The organism is Sorangium sp. So ce693, from assembly GCF_051521375.1.
Classification (GTDB): Bacteria; Myxococcota_A; Polyangia; order Polyangiales; family Polyangiaceae; genus Sorangium; species Sorangium atrum.
Genome location: NZ_CP150347.1, coordinates 7,759,877 through 7,776,300, shown reverse-complemented (window position 1 = coordinate 7,776,300; position 16,424 = coordinate 7,759,877). Strand labels below are relative to the sequence as shown.

Genomic DNA, 16,424 nt, shown 5'->3' with positions numbered 1-16,424 from the left:
CCCCTGGCCTGGAGCGAGAGTCCGAGATCCGCGCAGCTCTGCAAGAGGCAGACCTGGATGTACATGGTGTAGGGCGCAGCAGGCCCGAGCATGCGGTCAACCGGCGCATCGACCGGTTCGGGCTGGGCTCCCGCGACGAGTGAGCCCAGGGGTCACTGGAGGTTCGGCGGCGTCCACGTCATCCACCGGCCGAGGTCGGCCTTCGCCCCGTCGCTCTCGAGCAGGTTGGTGTCGTCGGTGCCGCCCCCGACGAGGAACTTCTTCACGTACGCCTCCAGGATCGCCCGCTGCTGCGCGGGGAACTGGCAGTGCTCATGGCCGCCGAGCTGCGAGTAGGCCATCCTGTCGGGCACGCCGAGCCCCTCCCAGATCGCGTGGGCGATGGAGCCGGCGGTGAAGGTGCTGTCGATGCCGAGCCAATCGATCTTGTTGTCGACGACGAGCAGCGCGCGCGGAGCGACGAGGCCCATGACCATGTGATGATCGAACGGGAGGGTCGTCACCTTGTTGCCGAAGTTCGCGCCGAAGCTCTCGCGGAACCACGGCTGCTCACCCGCCGCGCTGGACAGGGTCTGCACGTTCTCCCCACCGTCCTTCCCTGCCTGTGAGACGCGCCAGCTCGCCGAGCCGCCGGCGCCCGACTCCTGCGGGATCGTCAGCACGATGCGCTCGTCGAACGCTCCTGCCGTGAGAGCCCCCTTTCCATCGCGCGAGCAACCCGTCACGGCGATGCGCTTCGGATCGATGTTGGCCGCCGGGGTCTTCTCCAGCGCGTCGATGATCCGGCTGATACCCCAGGCCCACGCGATCATCGAGCTGGCCGGGTGGTCCTTGCCGTAGAGGTCGTAGAAGATCCCCGTCCCACGCGCGCCGCCGCCGCCCTGGGCGCCCATGTCGTTGTTGTTGAAGATGGCCGTCGCGACGCCGTTCTGGCTGAACACGCTCGCGTCCAGGGTCACGCTGCCAAAGCCGTAGAGGCTGATGAGCAGCGGAATCGGCGCGGAAGGCGCCGCGGCAGGCCTGTTGATGTCGATGGAGAAGGAGACGCTCTTCGAGCCCTCGTTGACGCCGACCGTCAGTTTGTTCCCCGAGAACTCCCCCGTCACGTCATCCTTGGACACCGCGGGCTTCGGTCCGGACTCGTACTCCTCGACCTGCGCCTTGATCTCCGCGCGTCGACATGCCCATTCCGACTTCTTCGTGATGCGCGATCCATCCAGCATCGTGAACGGATCTTGATGAGTTTCGTAAACGGGGAGAGATGCTGCAGCAGGCAACGTCGGCTCGGGGCAGCTCGCGCCGCTGTCTTCGACGCCGCCTGGGCCGCCCGTGCCGGTGGATCCACTCCCACCCCCTCCTGAGACCGATGAGCTGCCTGAGGAGCCGGCTCCTCCGCTGTTGTCCCCGCCGCTCGACGACGTGGCGCTCGACGCCGTGGTGTCGGCGGGGTCATCACCGCAGCCGGGGATCGACAGGAACAGCAGAGTCAGAAGAATTTTTCTCATTGTCCTCGATGCCCGAAAGTTGGTTTGGTTCGCGACCGCTCGAATCGCTCAGCAGAGCAGCGCCGAGAGCGTGTCCGGCCGCTCCTGCGCAGGCTTGGTCCGGTTCGCGCGAAGAGCGCATTGGGTCGCGTGGCGCTGTCCGCTGTACGTTGATCCCATGTGAGCGCTCACAATATCATGCCACTCTCACGCAACAATTTCTGTATCACAAGAGAAGTCGAAATTCTACTCACGCGCCTCGCCCCGGCGCCTTGCAAACCAGGGGATTTGCCGGGCGAAAGCAAACTTGCGCCAAGACGAAAATACGAGAAAACTCGTGATCTGCGACCCACGACAAGGCATCCTAGGTCTGGGCGATGCTCGATGTGAGAGCTCCTCGGACGAGGTGAGTCCTATGAACACGTGGGCGAGACGGTTCATCGTTCCTGTGCTGCTCACGGCGAGTTACGCAGCCATGGGCGGTTGCACCGCGATGATCGGCGGCGGCGATGACCCGGAGGCGAGCAGCGGGGCTGGCGACGGGCCTGGGAGCGGATCTGGCAACGGGTCTGGTAACGGCTCTGGCAACGGGTCTGGAACCGGAGACGGCGTCGGAGGGGACGGCTCGGCGGGGGGCGGCCCCGGCGTCGAGCCGACGGTGTGTGTGCCGGGCATCCCGCGGACGTCGGCGCTGCCGCGTCTCACGAGGGCGCAGTACGACAACACGGTTCGCGATCTCGTCGGCATCGACAACCAGCCGTCGTCGATGCTCGCACCCGACGGCGTCGGGAGCGTCGATCAGCGCGCGTGGGACGGGTACAAGACCGCTGCAGCGACGGTGGCGGCGGCGGTGATGGCAGACGCCCGGGCGCGCGCCAAGACCATCCCGTGCACGCCGTCGGGCGACGGCGCCGCGTGCGCGCACCAGCTCATCGATACGCTGGGACGGCGCGCCTTCCGGCGACCGCTCACCGAGGAGGAGAGAGGGCTCTTCCAGGCCCTCTACGCTCGCCGCCAGGCGCTCACGCCGACCGGCTCGTTCGACGACGGCGCCCAGCTGATCATCGAGGGGTTCTTGCTCTCTCCCTCCTTCCTGATGCGCGCAGAGATCAGCGAGAAGCCCGAGGGCGAGTACTTCGTCCTGAACAGCCACGAAGTGGCGTCGCGCCTCTCGTACCTGATCTGGGGAACCATGCCGGACGACGCGCTGTTCGCAGCGGCGGACGCCGACGCGCTGCAGACGCCGGAGCAGATCCTCGCGCAGGCGCAGCGAATGCTGGCGGATCCCAAGAGCCGCGGGATGGTCAAGGCCTTCCACGAGCTCTACCTCCACATGGGCCCCGGCACGCGCTGGTCGGACATCCAGCGTGATCCGGCCGCCTTCCCGGACTTCAAAGCGTCGATGGGCCCGCTCCTGTCGGAGGAGACCGAGCGCTTCATCGAGCACGTCGTCTTCGACCAGGCCGGGACGTTCCAGGATCTGGTCACCACGCCGGTGGGCTTCGTCAACGCCTCGCTGGCGCCGCTCTACGACCTCGATCCTGCGGAGTTCAACGGCGCGGAGCTCGTGCCGGTCGAGCTCGACCCGACGAAGCGCTCTGGCCTCTTCACCCGCCTGGGCTTCCTGGTGTCGCACTCGGGGTACGACCGGACGTCGCCCATCCTGCGCGGGGCGTTCTTGCAGAAGCAGGTCCTCTGCGCGGACATCCCGCCGCCGCCGCCGATGGTGGAGGGCACGCCGCTGCCCACGGATGAAAGCCTGACGACCAACCGTGCTCGGGTCGACGCGCAGACGGCGGGAGACTCCTGCAAGTTCTGCCATCACACGTACATCAACCCGGCGGGCTTCGCCCTCGAGGCGTACGACGCCGTGGGCGCCTACCAGCAGACAGAATCGTTCTCGGGCGCGCCCATCGACACACGGGTGGACGTCGGCGTGGGCGACGACACCGTGGCGGTCGACGGCCCGGTGGCGCTCTCCGAGGCCATCGCGAGCTCCCCGGCAGCGCACAAGTGCTACGTGCGAAAGTGGGTCTCGTTCGCCTACCAGCGCGAGCTGAACAACGAGGACTCCTGCACCGTGGACGAGCTGACCGCCAAGCTCACGCAGGGCGGCTACACGGTGCTCGATCTCATCGCAGACCTCACACAGAGTCAATCGTTCCGAGTTCGTGCCCTGCAGGCGGAGGTGGAGCCGTGAACCGAAGACTGTTCCTGCGTGGACTTGGCGGCGCGGCCCTCGCCGTCCCCTTCTTGAATACGCTCGACCGCTCCGCGCGAGCGCAGGAAGCGCCGTCGCCGCGCCGCCTGGTGATCTTCTACACCAACAACGGTTGCCTGACGAACCGCTGGTTCCCGACGATCGAGAACGGGGTCGGGAGCGTCACCGCGGCGTCCCTGGAGACGTCGCAGGCGGACGGGAAGCCGCGGACCCTCGCCCCGCTCGCGCCCTTCGCGTCGAAGCTGCTCTTCCCGCGCGGGCTCGCGATGCCGTTGAACGGCTTCAACAACAAGGTGGACGGCACGGCGTATTTCGATCCCCACGATCAGGGCATGGGCAGCAAGCTGACCTGCGCGCCCCTCGATCCCGCCGGAGAGCACTGGGCGCTGTCGCACTCGCTCGATCACGAGATCGCGCAGCGCTTCAACCAGGGCACCAACAAGGTCCCGCTCGTGCTCTCCGTCGGCAATGCGTTCACGAACGTCAAGGGTATCGTATCGTACTCGGCGCCGAAGACGCCGTACGCGCCCGTGACCAACGCGCGGACGGTGTACAGCAGCCTGACAGGGCTCTTCACGAGCGGCACCGCGACCGAAGCGGATTATCGCGTGGCTCGCGGCGAGAGCATCATCGATCTGGTGAGCCATGACCTGAACGCCTACAAGGCCCGCAAGATGAGCGGCGGCGATCGGAAGAAGATCGACGACTGGCTCTCCCTGCTCCGCGAGACCGAGCAGCGGGTCGTCCCCTCTGCGTGCACGGCGGAGTCGGCGACCGCTCTCGGCATCACGGACGCCGCCCTCACGCAGGCGGGCTACCCCGCTCGCGGCGGCGGCTTCCCCAGCAGCGAGACGGTGTACACGCTCGGCAGCGAGATGATGATCCGGCTCATCGCGCTCACGATGATGTGCGACAACAACCGCTCTATCGTGCTCCAGTGGCCGGGCTTCGTGACGTTCAAGTGGGACGGCATCGCGCACACCCATGATCATCACGGGCTCTCGCACCGGAACGGGAGCGCCGCCGTCGGCGGCCAGTGCGTGAGCGGCGTCATCGAGCAGATCCACGAGATCGACCGCTGGTATGCGGGTCGGTACGCCAAGCTGGTCAAGACCATCGACAGCCTCGAGGAGGGCGGAGGCACCATGCTCGACAACTCCGCGGTCATGTGGCTGCCGGAGCTCGCCGACGGCAACGCGCACAACAACAACAACTTGCCCATCGTGATCGCCGGCAGCGCCGGCGGTTACCTCAAGCAGGGCGTCTCGGTGAACGTCGGGAGCGGGAAGCTCGAGGCAGGCAACAGCGAAGCCTCCTGCTCGAGCGGCGCGGAGGGCGAGAGCAACAGCGGCAACACCGGCTCGTCGGGCGGAACCGTCCCGCTGAACAAGCTCTACACGACGTTGATCAACGCGCTCGGCGCCGGGACGCCCAACTGGGTTCCGGTCGATCGCTTCGGCGTCTCCGATGCGGTCGCGGCCGGCTTCGGCGGCAGCGGGCCGGCGTTCACGACCGACGGCGCAGGCAACGTCACCGACGGGCCTGGCATCAGCAATCCGGGGGAGCTCGACGCCATCAAGGCGTGAGGCGGCCGAACGCACGCCACAGGCCCGGACTGGAGCGACAAACGGGTTGAAACCCCAGAAAAGAACAGGAATTTGAACCGCCAAGCGCGCCAAGGACGCCAAGATTGTGTCTTGTTCTTGGCGCCTTGGCGGCTCATTTCTCGCTCGATCAACGTGATCGTCGGTGTCTAGCACGTGCATGAGAGCGCCGTCGGCGCTCTCTGACTTTCACGAGCGGTTCGAGCGTGACCGCCCGATCCTCACCTCGCCGGCGGGCGCGCGCGGGCTGGCCCAGAGGACAGCGGCGCGCCGATCCCGGTCGACTGCCCGGCGCGGCGGAGCGCATAGGCGATGCCGCTCTGAAGGGTGCCCATGGTGACGATGGACTTCAGCTCGATGTCCAGGCCCACCATCGCCTGGGCGACCTCGGCGCGTGTGCCGGTGAGCACGGCCTCCGTGCCGAGCAGCCGCAGCGCAGTGGCTGTCCCCACGAGGGTCTGCGCAATCTGGGTATCGATGTGCTTCATCCCCGTGATGTCCAGGATCACGACGCGCGCCTGGTGGCGCTGGGCGCCGTCGAGCGCGACCTCCAGCACCTGGGCCGCCCGCGCGGCATCCATGGTCCCGATGAGCGGCATCACCATGATCCGATCGGTGATCGGGATGAGCGGCGTCGAGAGCTCCGCCAGCCTCGACTGCTGCGCCTCGAACATCTGCCGCTGCAGCGCGGCCCGCTCCCGCTCCGCCTGCTCGCGCTGCGCGAGCTCGATCTTCAGCCGCTCGTTGCTCGCGCTGAGCTGCGTGTTGGAGCGCTGGAGCTCCTCGGTGCGCTGCGCGACCTCGGCCTCGAGCCGCCGGTTGGCGTGCAGGACCTGCTCCTTCACGACCCGCATGCCCGAGAGGAGCAGCGCGTTCTCGATGGATATCGCGGCCTGGGACGAAAGGAGGCCGAGCAGCTCCACGCGGCTCGCGTTGAACGCCCTGCTCGCTGCGTTGTTCTCCAGGTAAAGGACGCCGCTCATGCGGCCCTGGTGGATCAGCGGCAGGCACAGGACGGATCGCGTGCCCTGCCGGAGGATGCACGGATCGTCGGAGAACCGGGCATCGGCGCTGGCGTCGTCGAGGACCAGCGGCTCGCGGGTGCGGGCGACGAACAGCGCGACCTTGTGCGGAAGATCGGGGCGCACATCGAGCGGCTCGCTCGGCCCGAGCGCGAGCGTCCCGGGCTCGACCCCGAAGGTCGCCTCGACGAAGAGCCGCCCGTCCCGCTCCAGGACCAGCGCCCCCCGCTGCGCGCCGGAGTTCCCGAGCACGAGCGTCACCAGGCGTTCGATCACCCGCTCGAGCTCCGTCTCGCCGGCGATGCCCTGCACGGCGCGCACGATCAGCGCAGCGTCCCGCAGGTTGCCGACCGTCGTCCGGCCGAGGATGGTCCCGGCGTGCGCCGGGCCCGACGTCGCCGAGGGGATGGACGAAATCGGCACGCTGTTGCTCGAGGAGGGCAGCAGCGCGGCGTGATCGCGCGCGAGCGCGTCTGCCTTGGCCGTCGCTCCCCAGTGCCGGTAGCCGAGGTACGCGTCGGTCATGTAGGCGCGCGCCACCTTCGTCCTGCCCTCGTGGAGGTGCAGCTTCGCGCACAGCTCGTTCGCGAGCGCCTCGTCGTGAGGAAACTCGCTCTCCCGGGCCAGCGAGATCGCCCGGTCGTAAAGGCCCATGGCCTCGAGCTGATCGCCGGCGACGCGCGCCTCCTCGGCCTGGATGAGCAGCAGCAGGTGCTGGAAGTTCATGGGAGCGCTCGCGGCGAGGCCCGCGATCCGCTCCTTGTGGCGGGCGATCGTCCGCGCGCGGCGCTCCGCCTCATCGGGCGAGCCCGCGGCGGGCAGCGCGAGGAACGCCATGCACGCGTAGAAATGCAGCTTCGTCGGTTGATACAGGCCGAGCATGCCAGCGCCATAGGCCTCGGCGTCCGCGGCGTTCGCCGCGGCCCTCTCGCAATCGCCGTACAGATAGGGAAGCTGCAGCTTGAGCAGCGCGTAAAAGAAGAGGCCCGCGATCAAGTCCCTCTCCTTGAGGCCCGCGACGAAGTCGTCTTCGTCGAAATGGTCGTCGCTCAGGCTGTCGGGGGCCCGCGTCCGTCCCTGCAGGCTCGCGATCGCCTGCCTCATGAGCGTCAGCACGGTCGTGCCGACGACGTCCCCGGTTCGCCGAAACACGACGAGGCCTCGCTCCGTCTCCTCGCGCAGCTCCTCGAGCGGATAGCCCGCGGTGAACATGTTGCTGACCACGCAGGTCCATGCGTTGCTGAGATGGGCGAAGTCGCCTGATTCCAGCAGTCCTTGCCGCGCCTGCAGGAAGCGAGAGATCCCGTCGCGCACGCCGTGGAACAGGTGGGAGTACGTGGCGAAGACGTAGCTCACCCTGGCGGCCAGGGCGGCGTTCGAGAACTTGTCGCTCAAGGTGATGGCGAGGCGGCCGAACGCGTGGCCGTCGGCGGGCCGCCCCTGCAAGACCGCGAGCAGGAACCCGTACGAGGTGTACGCGAGGGCGGACACGTCAGCGTGGCCGTACCGCAGGGAGATGTTGACCTGCTTGAGGACGATCAGCGGGTAAAGCTCCGGCCTCAGGCAGAAGAGCGGCCCCATCATATCGCTGATGAGCTGCACGAGCGCCCTTTGCTCGGGGTTGTCCATCACCGGCGCGTCGATCAGGTCCTCTATGCGCCGGCCCGCCAGGTTCGCGTCCACCTCGGCGAGCTCGGCCTGGACGCGCTCCTGCAGCTCCGCCTCGTTGCTCGGCAGCGTCAAGCCGAGAACGCCGATTCCCTCGCTGCCCAGGCGCACCGCGTCCGCGAAGTTCCCCAGCGTCACGTGGAGCAGCACGCGGAGGCTGTAGATCTGCGCCCGCTCCACGTTCGACCGCGCTCGGGGCATGAGGGACGTGAAGAGCGCCTCGGCCCGCTCGGGCGCGCCGCTCAGGTACACGCACTCCGCGTTCTCGCGGCTGAGCGCGAAGCAGAGCTCCTCGTGGCGCGCCCAGCGCGCGTCCCCGAGGAGCTCGAGCCCCGCGCCGAAGTGGTCCGCGGCCGCCTGATAGGCTGTCCTGATCTTGGCCGCCCTGCCTGCCCGCTGGTTGAGCCGGGCCAGGGCCAGCCGCCCGGCCTCGTCGGCGATGCCCCGCGCGCCCAGGTTCAGGTGGCGGACGATCTCGATCAGGTCCTCGTCCGGCGGCGTCTCGCCGGCCCGCGCCCAGAGCAGCCGGCCGATCGCGAGGTGCAGCGCTTCCCTGCGCGAGGGCTCGACGAGCGAGTAGGCCGCGTGGCGCACCCGGTCGTGCAGGAACCGGTACGATACCTTGATCTCCTGGGGGGCCGAGGGCTCCGTGTCCGCGCTCTCGTCGAAGAAGCGATAATCGCTGTCGCGCGGCACGATCAGGCCTCCGCGCAGCGCGTCCCACAGGTCGGCGGCCGTCGCGGCGGGCGATTTCTCGTGGACGGCCGCCAGCGTGGTGAGATCGAACGCGTGGCCCAGGCACGCGGCGAGCTTCAGCGCGCGCTGCGTCGCCGGCGGGAGTCGGTGCAGCCTGTCGAGCATGAGGTCGACCACGTTGTCTGCGGCGACCGCCTCCCGGACGCGCGCCGCGTCCCATGCCCAGGCCTCCGAGGGCGCGTCGAACCACAGCGCCCCCGCGTCGTGGAGCGCGCCGAGGAGCTGGCCCAGGAAGAACGGGTTGCCCTCGGTCTTCTCGAAGACCAGCGCCGCGAGCGGCGCGACCGCGCGCGGCGGCGCGCTCAGCGTGTCGGCGACGATCTGCGTGACGGTGGGCATGTCGAGGGGCCCGAGCGTGAGCTCGGCGATCGCCACGCCCGCCTTGCGAAGCTCACCGAGCGTCGCGTGCAGCGGGTGGGCGGCGTCCACCTCGTTGTCCCGATAGGCGCCGACGATCAGGAGATGGTTGCCCTCCACGTCCGTGAGGAGGCGCTCGAGGATCCTGAGCGACGCCGGATCGGCCCACTGCAGATCATCGAGGAAGAGGGTCAGCGGGTGCGTCGAGGCGGCGAAGACCCGCACGAAGCGCTGCAACAGCAGATCGAAGCGGTTCCTGGCCTCGGTCGGCGCGAGCTCCGGTACGTCCGGTTGAGGCCCGAGGATCAGCTCGAGCTCCGGGATCAGCTCGATGAGGAGCCGCCCGTTCGCGCCGACCGCGGCGAGCAGCTTGCGCTTCCACGCCTCGACCGCCGCCGCCGGCTCCGTCAGGACCTGCCGGATGAGCTCGCGGAAGGCCTGCGCCACCGACGCGAGCGCGACATCCCGGTTGATCGGATCGAACTTGCCTTTCGCGAAATACCCTCCATGACGGGCGATGGGCTTGTGGATCTCGTTCACCAGCGTGGTCTTGCCGACGCCGGAGTAGCCCGAGATGAGCACCAGCCCGGCCGCGCCCTGGCGAGCCCGCTGAAAGGCGGACAGGAGCGCATTCACCTCGTGATCCCGCCCATAGAGCCGCTGGGGAACGCGCAGATCCAGCGGCCGGTCGTGCTGGCCCAGCGGAAACGGCTCGGCGCGGCCCGTCGCCTCCCACCGCCGGAGGCACTCCTCCAGGTCGAGCTTGACCCCGCGGGCGCTCTGGTATCGGTCCTCCGGCATCTTGGCCAGGAGCTTCACGATCACCTCCGACAGCGCGCGGGGCACCCCCGGCGCGCGCTCGTGCGGCGGCGTCGGCATGCGCGCCATGTGGCTGTGGATGAGCGCGGTGGGATCGCCCTCCTGGAACGGGAGGGCCCCTGTCACCATCTCGTAGAGCGTGACGCCGAACGAGTAGAGATCGGCGCGCAGATCCACGCTCCGGTTCATCCGGCCAGTCTGCTCAGGGGCAATATACGACAAGGTGCCTTCGAGCGCGTCCGGCGGGAGCGTCTCGGGGGTCTCCCTCGAGAGGCGCGCCGCGATGCCGAAGTCGACGAGCCGCGGGCTCTGCGTCTCCTCGTCGATCAGGATATTGTGCGGCTTGATGTCCTTGTGAATGATCCGGAGTCCGTGGAGCGTGTCGAGGGTGCCCGCGAGCGCGATGGCGGTGCGGAGCGCCGTGCCCACGTCGAGCCTGCGCGCCTTCAGCACGGCGTGCAGCGAGGAGGGGCCGAGGTCCTCCATGATGAGCGCGAGGCCTCTGCCGCACTTCTCGATGCCGTGCGCCTTGACGACGCCGGCCACCTCGCCCGCGTCCCGCAGGATCGCGAACTCGCGGCGCAGCCGCGCGAGATCCCTGGCGGTCGGGAACTCGGACCGAGGCACCTTGACCGCGACCGGCGCGCCGTCCTCATCCCGGCGGCCGCGGTACAGCACGCTCTCGGAGCCTTCGTATACCCTCTCGAACAGCGTATGACCTGATAGATCGATCATTGCAGCAAGGTCCCGTATTCGGCGTCAGCCATCCAAAGGAGCGTGACGCCCCCCACACATCAGCTCGAGTATCCGCCGTCCCCCGGTCGGACAGAGACCCGCCCGCCGGCAGAATACCCGGCAAGGCATGGAAGTCCAGCCTGACGGCGCTCATCACGCTCAGCGCTCCTCGCGACCTTGCGCGGCGTCCTCGAGGCGTCTCCCGGGGCATTCCGTGCGGGAATGGGGCGAACTGGCGAGCTTGGCGCAATGACGGTTTTCGCCCCGAACCGGGACGACTCTTCGCTACAGCGCTGGTGGACCGGTTCGATGCGGTGTCGCTGAAACCACAGATTCAGAGGTTGGTGGCCGCGAGCACGCCCCGGTACACGTCGTCCACGCCGATCTCGCATCCCACCGACGACAGCGCAGCCCGAGCGCCGGGGCCATGGACCCGGAGCACCCAGCTCCCGTCGGCCTGGCGCGCGAACACCTCGATGCGAGGCGCCTTCTGTGACGCCAGGACGACCTCGCGGATCGACGCCACGGTCTGGTAATGCGCGAACTTGTCGCCGCGATCGTACGCCTCGCAATCGGAGAGCACCTCGATCACGAGGACCGGGTTCAGGAGGGTGTCGCGCCGCTCGTCCTCGAACTCGGGGCGGCCGCAGACGACCGAGCCGTCCGGGTAGACGTAGCGATCCGCGGCGGGGATCTTGATGCGCATGTCGGAGTTGAGCGCCACGCATCCGCGCTCGCTCAGCGCGTTGCCGAGCAGTCGGCCGATGTTCGCGGCGATGGCGCTGTGCTCGAACGTACCGCCGGACATCGCGAAGAGCTCGCCGCCGGCGTACTCGTGCCTCGCCTCCGATGCGCGCTCGAGATCGAGGTATTCTTCCGGCGAGAGCTTCCGTCGCGGCGCCGCTTCTCCCATGTGCGGCAGTGTCGCGCGCCGGGCTTCCGATGTCCACGCAGCCGGGCGGACCGCCGCGGCGTCGGGGGCTGCGGTGAGCGGGACCGTCCACCTGTCGCTGCGCCGGTGATACCGTCGTCTCGCGATGGACCGCACGCTCGTCGACGAGGGGAGCTCCCGCGATCCGGGCCCGGTGCCCATGCCCGCGGGCGGGCTCGCGCGCGCCCCCGGCGACGTGCTCGATCGCCGCTACCGGCTCCGCGTCCGCCTCGGCCGGGGCGGCTTCGGCGACGTGTGGCGCGCCGAGGAGCTCCTGCCCGACGGCGCGCCGTTCCGCGAGGTCGCCCTCAAGCTCCTCGTCTCGGACTTCGCCGACGCAGCCGACTGGGCCGACGAGGCCAAGCTCCTCGCCTCGTTCCGCCACCCGTCGCTCGTCACCATCTACGCCGCCGGCATCCTCCACGGCGCGCCGAAGACCCCGTTCGTCTCGATGGAGCTGCTCGAGGGCCGGAACCTCGCGGACCTGATCCGCTTCCGCCGCCGCATCCCCTGGCGCCGCGTCGTCGCCTGGGCCCGCGACGTCGCCGGCGCGCTCGACGTCATCCACGCGCGCGGCGTCGTCCACCTCGACCTCAAGCCCGCCAACCTGTTCCTCACGCAGGACGGCGCCCTCAAGGTCCTCGACTTCGGCATCTCGCGGCGCGCGGGCGCCCCCGTCTCCCGCGCCCCCGGCGCGCCCCCCGCCGTCGCCGTCGGCGGCGGCCACGACAGCGGCGGGAGCGACCTCGGCACGGCGGCGTTCCTCGCCGAGCGCGACGTCTACGCCTCCACGCGCCGCGCCTTCGCCGGCGCGGACAGCCCCGGCGCCGCGCGCAACGTCATCGGAACACCGGGCTTCATGGCGCCGGAGGTGCTCGAGATGGCCGAGCCGACCGCCGCCACCGACGCCTACGCGCTCGCCGTCTGCATCGCGCAGCTCGCCACCGGGCGCCTCCCGCACGCCGTGCCCGACGAGCCGGACGACTGCTCCGACCCCGCGAGCGTCTCCGCCTGGTGGACCGAGCTCCGCGCCGCGACCCTGCGCGGCACCATGCGCGACCTCGAGCGCGACCCCGCGCGGCTGCCGCGCGGCCTCGTCGCGCTCCTCCAGCGGCTCCTGTCCGTCGACCCCGCGCACCGGCGCGTCACGCCGGGGAAGCTGACGCAGCTGCTCGACGAGGTCTGGGAGCGGCCCCACGGCGTCCCCGACCGGCCGTACAGGGGCCTCGCGCCGCTCTCGTCCACCGACGAGGGGCTCCTGTTCGGGCGCGACGACGACACAGCGCGCCTCGGGCGCGAGCTCGAGTTCGAGCCGTGCGTCGTGCTCCAGGGGCCGCGAGGATCGGGCAAGACCTCGCTCGCCTCCGCGGGGCTCGTGCCCCACCTCGCGCGCCGCCACGTCGACCAGAAGGACGACTGGATCGAGGCGCGCCTCACCCCCGGCGACGACCCCGACGGCGCCCTCGCGCGCGCGCTCGCCGCCGTCTCGCCGGAGCTCGAGTCCGTGGATCTCGACGCCCTCACCAGGTTCTGCATGGCGTCCGCCGTCGGCGTCGCGCTGATCGTCGACCCCATCGCGCCCCTCGGCGGCGGGCGCCTCGCCGCCCTCGTGGGCGCGCTCGCGACCGGCGAGCCGCGGCGAGGCCTCCGGCTCATCGGCGTGCTCGACGAGGCCGACGACCGCACCGCAGCCCTCCTCGCCACCCCGGCCGGCGAGGGCCTCCGGGCCGCGCTGCGCTACGTGGGGCTGCCCGCCGCCGCCGCCGTGAAGGACCTCGTCGCAGGCCCGGCGAAGCTCGCCGGCGCCGAGGTGCGCGGGCTCGCCCAGGTCGCGGCCGAGGCGCAGCGCGAGCTCCGGAGCGGCGGGGCGGCGCTCTCGTTCATCGCGCTCGCCCTCGCCGAATGGTGGGAGCGCGCGCGCGACCCGCGCGGCGCGCTGAGCGGCGAGACATGGCAGGAGCTCGGCGGCGTGCGCGGCGCCCTCGCGCGGCACGCCGACGCCGCTGTCAAAGCCCTCGCCCCGGAGGACCGCGCGATCGCCGACGAGGCGCTGCTCCGGCTCGGCGCGATGGACGGGTCGCGCGTCCGCTGGGCCGAGGCAGAGCTCGTCGAGGCCGTCGCCGCCCCGCCCGCCGACGTCGACCGCGTCCTCGGCGCCCTCGAGCGCGCGCGCCTCCTCGTCCGCCGCGACAGGTCCGTGGAGCTCGCCCACGAGTCGCTCGTCTCGAGCTGGCCGCACGCCGCCGCCACCCGCGCGCTGCACATGGAGCGGCTCATCCTGCTCGAGCGGCTCCGCGAGGCCGCCGACGTGTGGGATCGCTCCGGCGAGAGCCGCGATCTCCTCCTGCGCCGCGACCTGCTCGATCAGGTGAGCAAGAGCGCGGCCTTCGCCTCGCGGCTGCCGCGGCGCGAGCAGGCGCTCGTGCGCGAGAGCCTCCGGCGCGCCCGCGCCCAGCGCGCCAAGAAGATCGGCGCGGCCGTGGCGCTCGGGCTCACCGTCGCCTCGGCGTTCGTGGCCGAGCGGTGGGTCGCGGCGCGCCAGGCGCAGACCGAGGCCAAGGCGCGCGAGGCCGAGGAGCGCGCCGAGCTCGCCGAGCTCATCGGCAAGGCGCGCCGCACGGAGGACCCGTACCACCGCGCCGCGTGGATCGCCGCGGCCCTCGCGCGGCGCGCGGACGACGCGGCGCTGCCGCTCGATCTCGCGTCCGCCGCGGTCGGCCTGCCGCGCGCGCGCTTCCTGACCGTCGACGGCGTGGTGGGGCCGGCGCTGCCGTGGGACGATCGGTGGGTCATCGCCGGCGGCCCCGGGGGCTCGCTGCTCGTCGCCGACCTGCGCCCGCCCGACCCGGAGGTCATCGACGACGTGGCGCTCGACGCCGATCCGGAGAGCGCCCCGCGCGCCAAATCGCCGCGCGTCCTCGCGCTGCGGCCGCACGACGCCCCGCACGTGGAGCGCGTGCCGTTCGCGTTCGACACGGCGCTCGCGACGCGCTCGGTCACCGGCGAGGTCCGCGTCTTCCGGCTGCGGGAGGGCGGGACGGTCGCGCTGGCCGCGGTCGCGCCGGTGCGCTGCAGCAGCGCCGTCCACGCGGCCGAGGCGGCGCCCGTCCTCGCCTGCTCGACCGACGGCGGGATCGCGCGCTGGGACATGCGGCGCGGCGGCGGCGCCGAGGCGGTCGATCGGCACCCGTTCCGCGGCAACGTGCTCGGCGTCTCGCCCGACGGGGCGCACGTGGCGGCGGTGCTCGGGCGCAGGGCGCTGCTCTGGGGGCCCGGCGCCGGCGCGGGCGCCGAGATCACCCTGGGCGCGCCCGCCGTGCTCGGCCGGTTCAGCCCGCGCGATCCCGTGATCGCGCTCGTGCAGCAGAGCAGGACGGCGATCTACGCCCTCGACCGGCCCGAGGCGCCGCTCTTCGAGCTCGACACCGATCCGGCGCCCGCGTCGGCGCGCTGGGACGCCGGCGGGCTCGATCTGGGCGTGTGCGGCAGCGGCGGCAGCGTCTGGCACTACCTCCGGAAGGGCGGTCGGGCCGCGGGCGATCCGCCGCCCGAGGGCTCGCCGTGCGAGGCGTCCCCGGGCAAGGGAGCGCCGCGGCCGCTGCGCACGCGCGGCGAGATCGCCGACATCGCCGAGCGCGACGTCGGCCCGCACGCGCTCGTCGGCGGGTGGCGGCTGCCGGACCGGCGCGTGCTCACGCGCGACCTCGTCCTGTTCAGCCCGGGCGCGCCCGCCGCGGAGCGCCTCCTCGGGTTCGAGGGGCTCGACCCGGAGGGGAGCCCCGAGGCGCGCGACGCGGCCGCCTCGGCCGCCGCCGCGCTGCGGCGCGGAGGCGTCGTGGCCTTCGAGATCGGCGGCGAGGTGCGCCTGTACGACGAGGGCTCGCGGCGCCGCACGGCCGCGCGGCGGGGCCACCTGCTGCGCGCCTGCGACGACGGCCGGCTCATGGCGTACCGCCGGGACGAGGGGGTGTGGACGCTGTTCGACGCGGTGACCGGCGCGACCGTGGAGGTGGTGCCGAGGGCGCCGGCGCTCGTGCTCGGCGTCGACGCGGCCTGCCGGACGCTGTTCACGCAGGAGCTCGACGGAAACCTCGTCGCGACGTCGCTCCGCGACCTGTCGTCCCGCACGATCGCGGTGACCGACGGCTACGTCTACGAGGCGCGCCCGAGCGCCGCGCGCGGCGACGTCGGCCCCGGCCTCTGGCTCGCGTTCAGCTCCGGCGCCCTGGCGCGCATCGACGAGGCGCGGGGCGAGGTGCGGGTCCTCGGGTACGCCACGCCGCGCGCGACCGCGATCGCGGACGGCCCGCTGCCGGGCGACGCGGCCTTCGCGGACGCGACGGGGGTCGTCGTGATCCGCCGCGCCGGCCTCACCGAGCGGGTGCTCGAGGGCGTGAGCGGGGCGGAGTGGGAGGACATCGCCGCCGCGCCCGACGGCAAGACGTTGCTGCTCTCGTCGGCGGACCGGATCGCGGCGCTCGATCTGGAGCGGCACGAGCTCGTCGGCGCCATGCCGTCCGACGGCCGCGAGCGGTTCGCGCCGTGGGACGCCGACGGCTCGGTGCTCTCATGGTCGTTCGGCCGCGTTGGCGGGGCGACCGGCCACGTGGTGCCCCGGGGGCTGCCGCTCGCCCAGCGCGTGGGAGAGGCGGTGTCGAACCTGAGGGCCCAGGGGAAGCGGCTCGTCCCGCGGCCGTGAGGCCGCGCCGACGCGGCCGACGCGGCAGGTCAAAGCCAAAGCCCGCCGTCGCGCCGTATTGTAGGGCCTGCCCTCACCCGCGCGATCGCGCTCGCGCTCGCGCGAGAGCAGAAGGCGTTGGCTCCGCT

6 protein-coding genes are annotated in these 16,424 nt (G+C 71.3%); 3 read left to right on the top strand and 3 right to left on the bottom strand.

Annotated features, from left to right (window positions below; translation table 11 throughout):
* Window positions 1-152 precede the first annotated feature (152 nt).
* The gene (locus WMF14_RS28875) at window positions 153-1,223 is read right to left on the bottom strand and encodes a glucuronyl esterase domain-containing protein (RefSeq protein ID WP_437791150.1); all 1,071 of its coding nucleotides are present in this window, start codon (window positions 1,221-1,223) and stop codon (window positions 153-155) included.
* A gap of 676 nt (window positions 1,224-1,899) precedes the next feature.
* On the opposite strand from WMF14_RS28875, the gene WMF14_RS28870 reads away from it, so the two are divergent.
* Both WMF14_RS28870 and WMF14_RS28865 read left to right on the top strand, forming a co-directional pair.
* Window positions 1,900-3,684, top strand: a complete 1,785-nt coding sequence (locus WMF14_RS28870; RefSeq protein WP_437791147.1) for a DUF1592 domain-containing protein — start codon at window positions 1,900-1,902, stop codon at window positions 3,682-3,684.
* Window positions 3,681-5,291 carry a DUF1552 domain-containing protein gene (locus WMF14_RS28865; protein ID WP_437791145.1) on the top strand — a complete coding sequence of 537 codons (1,611 nt, stop codon included), beginning with the start codon at window positions 3,681-3,683 and terminating at the stop codon, window positions 5,289-5,291. The genes WMF14_RS28870 and WMF14_RS28865 overlap by 4 nt, the downstream gene beginning before the upstream one ends.
* Before the next feature lie 239 nt (window positions 5,292-5,530).
* Here the strand turns inward: WMF14_RS28865 and WMF14_RS28860 are convergent, their stop codons facing one another.
* Complete coding sequence (locus tag WMF14_RS28860) at window positions 5,531-10,666, bottom strand: AAA family ATPase (protein ID WP_437791143.1); 5,136 nt, start codon at window positions 10,664-10,666, stop codon at window positions 5,531-5,533.
* 334 nt (window positions 10,667-11,000) lie between these two features.
* Entirely contained in the window at window positions 11,001-11,579 is a 579-nt protein-coding gene (locus tag WMF14_RS28855) for a Uma2 family endonuclease (RefSeq protein ID WP_437791141.1), read from the bottom strand.
* Window positions 11,580-11,703: 124 nt separating this feature from the next.
* On the opposite strand from WMF14_RS28855, the gene WMF14_RS28850 reads away from it, so the two are divergent.
* Complete coding sequence (locus WMF14_RS28850) at window positions 11,704-16,296, top strand: nSTAND1 domain-containing NTPase (protein WP_437791139.1); 4,593 nt, start codon at window positions 11,704-11,706, stop codon at window positions 16,294-16,296.
* Window positions 16,297-16,424: the final 128 nt, after the last annotated feature.